This window comes from Neobacillus drentensis, from assembly GCF_036965425.1.
GTDB lineage: Bacteria > Bacillota > Bacilli > Bacillales > Cytobacillaceae > Neobacillus > Neobacillus drentensis_F.
The window spans coordinates 44,126-52,662 of record NZ_JBALPP010000009.1; the positions used below are offsets into that span (position 1 = coordinate 44,126).

Below are 8,537 nucleotides of genomic sequence, written 5' to 3' on the forward strand. Positions count from 1 at the left end.
GAGGGTATCAACAATGATAAAACGTTCTTTACAGCAAGTTGCTAAAATGGTTTCTGCTAAAAATGATATCACTTCATTTGCTAAAACGATGATTTCTGGTGTTTCAATTGATTCCCGCAAAATAGGAGCAGGGAACCTGTTCGTTCCGTTTAAAGGAGAACATGCTGATGGACATAAATATGTAGAGGATGCTATCCGTAAGGGCGCGGCTGCTGCCCTTTGGCAGAGTGATGTACCAAATCCTCCTGCCCATCTGCCCATCCTGATTGTCGAGGATTGCCTGGAAGCTTTACAGGAATTGGCGCGTAAGTACCGACGAGAGCTAGCCGTGAAGGTCGTCGGGATCACGGGAAGTAACGGAAAAACGACCACAAAAGATATGACAGCGGGAATATTATCAACACAATATAAAGTTCAAAAAACGGAAGGGAATTATAATAACCATATTGGCCTCCCGTTAACTGTATTAGGCTTGGATGAGGACACGGAAATTGCCGTTTTGGAAATGGGAATGAGCGGACGGGGAGAAATTGAATTTTTAACAAAGCTCGCCTGCCCTGATGCTGTCGTGATTACAAACATCGGGGAATCACATCTTTTGGACCTTGGCTCCCGTGAAGGTATTGCCGAAGCAAAGCTTGAAATTCTCCAAGGCCTGCAAGATGGTGGTATTGCCGTCCTGCATGGTGATGAGCCGCTGCTCATGGAACGGATTCAACAATATAAAGGAAATATTCAAGTTCAAACGTTTGGCAGAACGGATGAGAATGATTTCTATCCAACCGAAATTATTCAAATGGAGCAGGGAAACCGCTTCACCATTAATGCTGCAAATGAATGGTTTGAACTGCCTGTGTTAGGAACTCATAATATTTTAAATGCCCTAGCATCGATGCTGATTGCCCGTTATTTTTCCGTCCCTTTTGAAAAAATAAACGAGGGGCTAAAAGGGATTAAACTGACAAATATGCGCATGGAGTTAGTCGAAGGCAGTCACGGAGAAAAAATTATCAATGATGCTTACAATGCAAGTCCCACCTCAATGCTCGCAGCAATTGAACTCGTGTCAAACCTTCAAGGCTATGAGCAAAAAGTCCTTGTTCTTGGCGACATGCTAGAGCTTGGGCCTGAAGAGGAGCAGTATCATTCTCAAATTGGAGAACGCTTAAGCAGCGAAAAAATTGATTTTCTGTTTACCTTTGGAAATTTAGGCAGACATATCGCCAAAGGAGCAAGCCGAAAACTTGGCGAAGATCGAGTTTTTGCTTTTACTGAAAAGCGCGAGCTCCTTCAAGAATTGGAGCAATATGTAAACGAAAAAACATTGGTGCTGGTTAAGGCATCCAGAGGGATGAGATTAGAGGAAATCGTCACAGCTCTTCAAGGTAAATAATGGTTTAAATGGCGGGTGAGCTTTATGATTGGCTGTTTATGTATTCATGGTTTTACGGGAGCGCCCTATGAAGTAGAACCGCTTGTTGAATACCTGAAAGAGAGAACAGATTGGATATTCAGTGTCCCAACACTGCCTGGTCATGGTGAGTCGGGTTCGTTAAAAGGGATCCACTTTGATGAGTGGATTCATCATGCCGAGGAAGAATTGAAAAGCCTTATCGAAGTTTGTGATACCGTGTACGTGATTGGCTTTTCCATGGGCGGCATGATTGCCAGCTTTCTGGCAGCCCAATATCGTGTGGACAAGCTTGTATTATTAAGTGCGGCAGCCTTTTATGTGAATCCTAAACAAATGGCAGCGGATATTTTCTCTGTCCTGAAGGATTCAGTAACTGGAAACTTACAGAAGAATGAATTATTTCAGCGCTATAAAAGAAAAATAACAGAAACCCCATTCGCGGCCACCTTGCAATTCCGTCGGCTTGTTTCCTTTATCAAACCTATGCTGCATCAGGTACAGACGCCGACTTTAATCGCACAAGGAGAGTGTGACGGAATTGTGCCGCCGAAAAGTGCTGAATACTTATATCAGACGATTGGTGCTAATCAAAAAAAACTCACCTATATTAAACAGTCGAAACATCATATTTGTCACTGTGAGGAAAAAGAGGCCCTATTTTCCCAAGTATTGGATTTTTTGATGGAGCAGTAAGGATGTATAGAATTTGTCTTTATTGCATTATACTAATGATAATGGTATGATTATCATCAACGTGTCTAAAGAACGATGAAAATAGGGCATACTCCTTTGGAGAATGTCTTTTTTTTGGTAAAATAAAGAAGCACCTATTACCGCATTTTGATGCGTAAAGTGAGAATATATTCAGCACTATATTAAATATTTTCAAAAAGATGAAGGAGAATGAAAACATTGACGAAGTTTCAAGAATTAGGCCTAAGCCAGGCTACTTTAAAGGCTGTTCTCAAAATGGGTTTTGAGGAAGCGACACCTATCCAAGCAGAAACGATTCCATTGAGCCTAGAAAATAAAGACTTGATCGGCCAAGCTCAAACAGGAACTGGTAAAACCGCTGCATTTGGAATTCCATTGGTTGAAAAAGTTGATACAAGTATCGAAGCAATCCAAGGGATTATTATTGCGCCTACACGCGAATTAGCGATTCAAGTATCAGAGGAACTTTATAAAATCGGATCAGGTAAAAGAGTTCGAGTACTTCCGATTTATGGAGGTCAGGATATTGGACGCCAAATTCGTTCATTAAAGAAAGCTCCTCACATTATCGTTGGTACCCCTGGACGTGTGTTAGACCATATTAACAGAAAAACAATGCGCTTAGATACTGTTAACACGGTTATTCTTGATGAAGCAGATGAAATGTTAAATATGGGATTCATTGAAGATATTGAATCTATTCTTGCGTCAACACCAACTGAGCGCCAAACATTACTTTTCTCAGCTACAATGCCTGGACCAATTCAGAGAATGGCTGAGAAATTCATGAAGGACCCTCAGATTGTTCGTGTGAAAACGAAAGAAATGACGGTTCCTTTAATTGAACAATACTATCTTGAAACCCAAGAGAAAAATAAATTTGATGTGTTAACAAGACTATTGGATATTCAATCACCGGAGCTGGCGATTGTTTTTGGCCGTACGAAACGCCGTGTCGATGAATTATCTGAGGCATTGAATCTTAGAGGTTATACAGCAGAAGGTATTCATGGCGATCTAAGCCAAGCAAAGCGTCTGCAAGTTCTTCGTAAATTTAAAGAAGGAACAATTGATGTTCTTGTCGCAACAGACGTAGCAGCACGTGGTCTTGATATCTCTGGCGTTACCCATGTATACAATTTCGATATTCCGCAAGATCCAGAAAGTTATGTTCACCGTATTGGACGTACTGGCCGTGCTGGAAAAACAGGCGTTGCAATGACCTTCATTACACCACGTGAAAAGTCTTACCTTGCTGTGGTTGAAAAAACTACGAAGCGCAAAATGGAAAGAATGAAGGCACCGACCCTCGATGAAGCGTTAGAAGGCCAACAGCGTGCAGTTGTTGATAAAATCACGCAAACAATTGAGTCCAACAATCTTCATTATTACAAAGCAGCAGCAGATGAATTGCTAGAAGCAAATGATGCTACAACAGTAGTAGCCGCTGTATTGAAGATGTTAACAAAAGAACCGGATACAACTCCAGTTAAATTAACAGAAGAAGCACCTCTTCCGCAAAAACGGGAAAGAAAGCCGTATAATGATCGTGACCGCCGTCGTAAGGACGATTCACGTGGAGGCTACAATTCCGACCGCCGAAAAAAAGCACCGGTCAAGCCAAGAAGCGGTGAGAAAAAAACTGGCGGAAGATCTTCGAAGCCAAGAAGCTTTAACCATTAATAGAAAAGAGCATGGACATTCCGTCCATGCTCTTTTTAGCTTCTTTCTGAACCTTTTACCGCTGTGATAAGAATCCGATAACGGCAATGATTATGACAACACCCCAAATAATTAGTTTTAGTGGAGGTTGAAAGGACAAATTTTTTCTTTGGCTCCCAGCCCAGCTTGTCGTTACTTGAATGGAATCCGCTAAATCTTTTTTATTAAAATAAGGGATGGCGCCTAGTAAAAAACCGCCAAGTAACCCAAACAGGTGGGCTGTTATATTTATATTTGGCTGTATATAGGTCATAATTAGACTAACTACGGAGAGTGTAATAATAATTTGGGAATTTTGCTTTGTTAGCATATGTTTCCGAAAAATAATAATCGCAATGTAATATCCAAACAGTCCAAATATCGCGCCGCTTGAGCCAACATGCGTATATGTTAACGGCTCAAGAAGCAGCGTTGCAAGATTAGCGATGAGTCCGCTGGCGAGATAAACGAAAATAAATTTTCCGGACCCTAGCATACGCTCAAGGGCCGGTCCAAATAACACAAGAGAAAAACTATTAAACAGCATATGTGAAAAACTGCCGTGCATGAATGTCGGCGTAATCAGCCTCCAAAATTCCCCTTCCATAATATAAAGATTGACGCCGGAAAGGTTTTCGAAGAACCAATCGTTTGGAAACATTGGTAAAATAGTTAAAAGATATAATGCTGCATGAATGGCAATAATAATAGAAATAATCGGATAAAAGCGGATAAATTCACGAAAGCTTTCGGTTCGAGTAAACATTATTGACCTCCTCTCATTACCATCATAAACAGAATTGCTATCTTGTACACTAATATGCTAGAAAGAATTTAAATAGAAGGAAGATAAACGATGATTAAAGGGATTGGCATTGATATTATTGAACTTTCCAGGATTCAGGAATTGCTAAATAGACAGGGGAAATTTGCGGAGAGGATTTTAACTGCCCGTGAAAAAGATTCGCTTGCAACCCTTTCCGAACGCCGCAAAGTAGAGTTTCTAGCAGGAAGATTTGCTGCAAAAGAGGCTTTTTCAAAAGCCTTTGGCACTGGAATTGGCAAGGAGTTATCCTTTTTGGATATTGAAATTGCCTCAGATTCATTTGGAAAGCCCATTATCGTTAAACCAGAGGTTAGTGCGCATTTATCTATTTCACACAGTCGTGATTATGCAGTTGCTCAAGTGGTAATCGAAGAATAAGGATATATTTTTTAAACAGCTTGGCAATCTCCTTATCATAAACCCAAAGGTTGTCTCATATATTCATAGGGAAATAGGAGAGACAAGGTCAGCTATGGGCATTCCCTGCCTTTCTCTTCTTAAAATCATATGAAATGAGACAAGAAGGGGTTGAAGGAATGAGGAAAAAGTTGTTGCTGCTCATGACGGGACTGATGGTCATCTTCATGCTTGCTGCCTGTGGCTCTAAATCGCAAGATGATGTGGTGAAGGAGTTAAATGGTAAACTCGGAGATCTGTCTGGTTATAAAGTAAATGCAAAGATGACACTGAAAATGGGTTCAGATTCTCAAGTTTATAACGTTGAAATCTGGCATAAAGATCCTACCTTTTATCGGGTAAATTTGAAAAATGCCGAAAAGGATCAAAGCCAAATGATATTGCGTAATGAACAAGGGGTATTTGTCTTAACGCCTGCGCTAAATAAGAGCTTCCGCTTCCAAAGCGATTGGCCGCAAAACAGCAGCCAAGCTTACTTGTATGAATCATTGATCAAGGATATTGTCGCAGATAAAAGTGCTAAATTCTCGACAACAAAGGATTACTACGTATTTGAAACGAAAACCCGTTATCAAAACAATAGTATGCTTCCATTCCAGGAAATTAAACTGAATAAAAAAGATTTATCACCAGCTGTTGTCAAAGTGATGGATCCTGATCGAAATGCCCTGGTAACAGTGGAGTTCTCCAAGGTGAAATTTAACGCCAGCTTCGACAAGGACGCTTTCGATATGAAGAAGAACATGACTCGCGCTCAGCTTCATTTACCGGCCATGGCAGAGGGCGGCGACAAGGCCTTTACGGTTAAGTATCCTACGGCTGAGTTGAAAGGAACAAAGTTAATTGGGGAAAAAGAAGTGAAGATCAAAAATGGAAAACGAGTTGTATTAACCTATGATGGCAAAAAGTCATTTACTCTAGTTCAGGAGAAAGTTACGGTTAAAGAAGCAACGGCTCCAACATACGTTGAAGGGGATATTGTTGATCTAGGATTGACCATCGGAGCAGTAACTGATCATTCCATCTCCTGGTCTCACGATGGCGTCGATTACATGATTGCCTCGAAAAACCTAACCAAAGAAGAGTTAATTGATGTTGCACAATCAGTTCAAGGCGATGCGGTGAAATAAACGCTTTACTACAGGCTCTTTCCTAGAGCCTGTTTTTTTATGGTAAAATATAATAATGTGATAACTCTTATAGGAAGTGGAATTATGGAAAGTCTTGATCATTTTTACCGAGATACCTGGGCTGAAGTGGATTTAGATCGTATAGAAGAGAATATAACCTCCGTGAAAAATCATCTCCCTAAAGAGGTCGAAATCATCGCGGTTGTGAAAGCCAATGCTTACGGACATGGGGATGCTAAGGTGGCTGAAACTGCCTTGGCCGCAGGGGCTGCTTATTTAGCTGTTGCTTTTATGGATGAAGCTATAGCCTTACGGAAAAAAGGCATTCAAGCTCCCATCCTGGTATTAGGTGCCTCGCGTCCTCAAGATGTGCATATGGCTGCAAAAAATCAAATCACTCTCACCGTTTTCCAAAAAGATTGGCTTGAGGAAGCCAAAAAACATTTGCAAGCTGGTGAGAAGCTAACCGTTCATATAAAGGTTGATACGGGCATGGGTAGACTTGGCATTCGCAGCAGCAAAGAGTTAAAAGAATTGGAGCAAATGATGGCGAATGAAGCAAGGTTCCTTTTTGAAGGAATCTATACCCACTTTGCGACAGCTGATGAACTGGATCAAACCTATTTTCAGCAGCAATTAGCTGCATTTGAAAACCTGCTGACGGAGTTAACGAAACGGCCGAAATATGTTCACTCCAGCAATAGTGCCGCTGCCATTCGTTTTCCGAAAGCTTACTTTAATGCAGTACGTCTTGGGATTGCGATGTACGGCTTAACGCCATCGCTTGAGATGGAAAAAGAAATTCCTTTTTCCTTAAAAGAGGCCTTTTCCTTAAAAGCGCGGCTTGTCCATGTGAAAAAGATGCTAAAAGGCGATAAAGTGAGTTATGGGGCAACGTATGAAACAGGGAAGGATGAATGGATTGGAACGATTCCCATTGGTTATGCTGACGGATGGATACGTAAGCTGTCCGGCCAAGAAGTGCTGGTGGATGGGAAGCGGGTGCCGATTGTCGGCAGAATATGTATGGATCAATGCATGATTCGCCTTCCTTATGAGGTTGCGGTTGGCAAAACAGTAACGTTGATCGGGTCAGACGGTAACCAAACGATATCAATCAATGATATTGCTGCCAAATTGGAGACGATCAATTATGAAATCCCTTGTATGGTAGCAGGGCGTGTTCCGCGGCTTTACAAAAAGGGCGGTAAAATTGTCGAGATAAAAAATTATTTGCTCGATGAATAACAGGGTTAAAAAAAGAAATTTTAACATATTTATGATATTGCGGTTGTTTGTGCATAAAAGAGGCTTTTATTGGCTTATAATACAGTAGAATTATATTTAGTCTATGAATTGGGCTCGTTTAGTGTTATTATAAAATATGGTACAGATAAAAAATGGTGTGTAGTGATGGTGGAGGTGTATGTTTGTGTCTGAAACTGGCGCAACTACGGAAATCTTAGTGAAGTTACCGCAACACTTATTAACTGAGTTAGATGGTTTCGTAAAGCAGGAAAATGTAAACCGAAGCGAGTTTATCTACCAGGCAACAAAAATGTATTTACGCGAACGTAAAAAGAGACAAATTCGCGAGTCCATGAGACGTGGATACATGGAAATGGCAAAGATTAATCTTCGAATTGCATCTGAAGCATTTCAAGCAGAATATGAGGCAGAACATACAGTTGAACGTCTTGTAAGCGGAGGATAAACCTTTGATTGTCAAGCGTGGTGACGTTTATTTCGCGGACCTATCCCCAGTTGTTGGTTCTGAACAAGGCGGCGTCCGTCCTGTACTTGTCATCCAAAACGACATCGGGAATCGGTTTAGTCCCACAGTGATTGTTGCAGCGATTACAGCTCAAATTCAAAAAGCGAAGCTCCCAACTCATGTAGAAATTGATGCGAAGCGCTACGGATTTGAACGGGATTCGGTCATTCTGTTAGAGCAAATTCGTACAATTGATAAGCAGCGGTTAACCGATAAAATTACCCATCTCGATGACGAAATGATGGAAAAAGTGGATGAAGCCTTGCAAGTCAGCTTAGGTCTCATCGAATTCTAGTTAAATGAACGCTCTTTTTAAAAGAGCGTTTTTTCATACATATTCTGCCCTTATAAATAAACTGCTTAGAAGCAAGCTTTCATGGCTTGCTTTTTTTTTATAAAAATTTAAGTGGGCCTAATAGTGCCCGGGAAGGAGAAAAAAGAAGGGAATCGGTCACTCTGAGTGGATCACAGTGCCTGAGAAAGAAAAAAAGAAAGGTAGCGGTCACTCATAAAGCCCGTGAGCAAGAAAAAAGAGAAGCGGCGGTCGATAAGAGCGGTTCA

General features: G+C 41.1%; 10 protein-coding genes. 9 read left to right on the forward strand and 1 reads right to left on the reverse strand.

The features are described 5' to 3' along the window. Window positions 1-13: 13 nt before the first annotated feature. From V7161_RS02160 to V7161_RS02170, 3 genes are all read left to right on the forward strand, one after another. A complete protein-coding gene (locus V7161_RS02160) occupies window positions 14-1,393 on the forward strand; it encodes a UDP-N-acetylmuramoyl-tripeptide--D-alanyl-D-alanine ligase (protein WP_335442069.1) in 1,380 nt (459 codons plus the stop codon). Window positions 1,394-1,417: 24 nt separating this feature from the next. Beyond that, window positions 1,418-2,107, forward strand: coding sequence for an alpha/beta hydrolase (locus V7161_RS02165; RefSeq protein WP_335442070.1), 690 nt, complete (start codon window positions 1,418-1,420; stop codon window positions 2,105-2,107). A gap of 219 nt (window positions 2,108-2,326) precedes the next feature. Further along, complete coding sequence (locus V7161_RS02170) at window positions 2,327-3,811, forward strand: DEAD/DEAH box helicase (protein ID WP_335442071.1); 1,485 nt, start codon at window positions 2,327-2,329, stop codon at window positions 3,809-3,811. 55 nt (window positions 3,812-3,866) lie between these two features. On the opposite strand, the gene V7161_RS02175 is transcribed toward V7161_RS02170, so the two are convergent. Further along, the gene (locus V7161_RS02175) at window positions 3,867-4,595 is read right to left on the reverse strand and encodes a rhomboid family intramembrane serine protease (protein WP_335442072.1); all 729 of its coding nucleotides are present in this window, start codon (window positions 4,593-4,595) and stop codon (window positions 3,867-3,869) included. A 90-nt stretch (window positions 4,596-4,685) separates the two neighbouring features. Between V7161_RS02175 and acpS the strand changes: the two genes are divergently transcribed. From acpS to V7161_RS02205, 6 genes are all read left to right on the forward strand, one after another. After that, window positions 4,686-5,033 carry a holo-ACP synthase gene (gene acpS, locus V7161_RS02180; RefSeq protein WP_335442073.1) on the forward strand — a complete coding sequence of 116 codons (348 nt, stop codon included), beginning with the start codon at window positions 4,686-4,688 and terminating at the stop codon, window positions 5,031-5,033. A 158-nt stretch (window positions 5,034-5,191) separates the two neighbouring features. Beyond that, a complete protein-coding gene (locus tag V7161_RS02185; RefSeq protein WP_335442074.1) occupies window positions 5,192-6,202 on the forward strand; it encodes a LolA family protein in 1,011 nt (336 codons plus the stop codon). Window positions 6,203-6,286: 84 nt separating this feature from the next. Beyond that, window positions 6,287-7,450 (forward strand): alanine racemase, encoded by a 1,164-nt coding sequence (gene alr / locus V7161_RS02190; RefSeq protein ID WP_335442075.1) that lies wholly within the window; start codon window positions 6,287-6,289, stop codon window positions 7,448-7,450. A gap of 184 nt (window positions 7,451-7,634) precedes the next feature. Beyond that, window positions 7,635-7,916, forward strand: coding sequence for a CopG family ribbon-helix-helix protein (locus V7161_RS02195; protein WP_223596333.1), 282 nt, complete (start codon window positions 7,635-7,637; stop codon window positions 7,914-7,916). A gap of 4 nt (window positions 7,917-7,920) precedes the next feature. Next, complete coding sequence (gene ndoA, locus V7161_RS02200) at window positions 7,921-8,271, forward strand: type II toxin-antitoxin system endoribonuclease NdoA (RefSeq protein ID WP_007083556.1); 351 nt, start codon at window positions 7,921-7,923, stop codon at window positions 8,269-8,271. An 86-nt stretch (window positions 8,272-8,357) separates the two neighbouring features. Next, window positions 8,358-8,537: hypothetical protein (locus V7161_RS02205; RefSeq protein WP_335442076.1), on the forward strand; the 180-nt coding region annotated here is incomplete at its 3' end.

What these genes read in the sequence shown, in the direction of transcription:
- V7161_RS02165 (WP_335442070.1), top strand. Translation starts at nt 1,418, where the DNA reads ATGATTGGCTGTTTATGTATTCATGGTTTTACGGGAGCGCCCTATGAA.
- V7161_RS02185 (WP_335442074.1), top strand. Translation starts at nt 5,192, where the DNA reads ATGAGGAAAAAGTTGTTGCTGCTCATGACGGGACTGATGGTCATCTTC.
- V7161_RS02175 (WP_335442072.1), bottom strand. Translation starts at nt 4,595, where the DNA reads ATGTTTACTCGAACCGAAAGCTTTCGTGAATTTATCCGCTTTTATCCG.
- alr (WP_335442075.1), top strand. Translation starts at nt 6,287, where the DNA reads ATGGAAAGTCTTGATCATTTTTACCGAGATACCTGGGCTGAAGTGGAT.
- V7161_RS02160 (WP_335442069.1), top strand. Translation starts at nt 14, where the DNA reads ATGATAAAACGTTCTTTACAGCAAGTTGCTAAAATGGTTTCTGCTAAA.
- acpS (WP_335442073.1), top strand. Translation starts at nt 4,686, where the DNA reads ATGATTAAAGGGATTGGCATTGATATTATTGAACTTTCCAGGATTCAG.